At 35.7% G+C, this 1,154-nt stretch carries 3 protein-coding genes; all 3 read right to left on the bottom strand.

Annotation, left to right across the window (positions count from 1 at the left end):
* Positions 1 to 85 (bottom strand): ESPR domain-containing protein (locus FHQ30_RS11835; protein ID WP_139625175.1); only part of this gene is annotated, 85 nt, incomplete at its 3' end.
* The gene (locus tag FHQ30_RS11830; protein ID WP_267963887.1) at positions 86 to 511 is read right to left on the bottom strand and encodes a DUF6911 family protein; all 426 of its coding nucleotides are present in this window, start codon (positions 509 to 511) and stop codon (positions 86 to 88) included. It lies immediately after the preceding gene.
* Positions 501 to 1,154, bottom strand: a 654-nt coding sequence (locus FHQ30_RS11825) for a cytidine deaminase-like fold-containing protein (protein ID WP_267963886.1), incomplete at its 5' end; no start/stop codon positions are given. The genes FHQ30_RS11825 and FHQ30_RS11830, both read right to left, overlap by 11 nt.

The raw sequence follows: 1,154 nt of genomic DNA, 5'->3' as shown, positions 1-1,154 counted from the left end.
GTGTTTTAGATTTTGCCAACTCCGATACAACAATAAATTGTTGTTGGGATTGGCTGAAGATTAGGCGGTAGGTGTTTTTGTTCATTTATATATCCATTAAGTCATAAGGAACATCACCCGTTTCTAAAAATATAGAGAACACTTTTATTACAAAGTCAAAGTCATCGATAATCGCAGAAGATGGATACATTTCACCATCACCATCAAACACAACTAAATTAGGATTATAAGGGGTATCAGACTTTGTTCTAACAATTAAATCGCCATCATCTAAATATTCTGCTAAAGTTAATAAATATTTTTCACCATCACACCTAACAGATAGTTCTGATAAGCCTATATCCGGCTCAGGAATTACTTCTAGTCTAGCCCCCCCCTCTCTATTGTTTATATTTTCTATCATTAATAACATTTCTTTTATATCCATCGAGTGCATTAATTTTCTATTTGACAAAACAATCCAACTATTATCTCCTTGAAAACCACAGGTAAAAAATAAATTACTTTTCATTTGTCACCTCTCTTATTGAGCTTTGTCCACGCTCCCAAGTATAAACTTTTGGAAGTTTTGTATCATTATCAATCGCATGAATAGTAACTGACCTTGCTTCTGATTTTTCTGCTGCAGAGGCAATATCTTGCCGACAATACGTACATACATCTTTCCCCTGAACATGTATGACGATATTTTTATCTTTAGTCACACCTTGTTTATATGCTTGCTGAATTGCACCTATTTCTGCGTGAGCTGTTGCCATATTAGCATTTGGATATGGTACTCCATCTTTTCTAGGTGGCTTCTCTGCAATCTTATCCGCAATTAAAGTTGGTGTATTCTTATCAGCTAAATTAGCTGCTCGACCTTTTTGATTGGTATCAATATAAACCTGACCATTTATATCCACTCTAGCGATTACCTCTGCTTTATCTAAATTTACCCCGCTGGCTTTAAGAGATTCATTAGATAATTGAATTTTTAATGGGACAGCAGTTGCATTATTTTCTGCCCCGATCGAAATAGTAGTGGTCTGATTTTCATACCCTTCTGTTTTCCCAACAACAGGCAACTTTTCATTCGCATCAACACCTTTTGCTAAAGGTGATATCATATTATCGACTGATTTAACCGCAACTGACCCGGCTTTTACCACCGG

Origin of the sequence: Testudinibacter sp. 'clade 2' (assembly GCF_006227735.1) — a bacterium.
Lineage (GTDB): Bacteria > Pseudomonadota > Gammaproteobacteria > Enterobacterales > Pasteurellaceae > Chelonobacter.
This window is presented reverse-complemented; position numbering and strand designations above follow the sequence as displayed.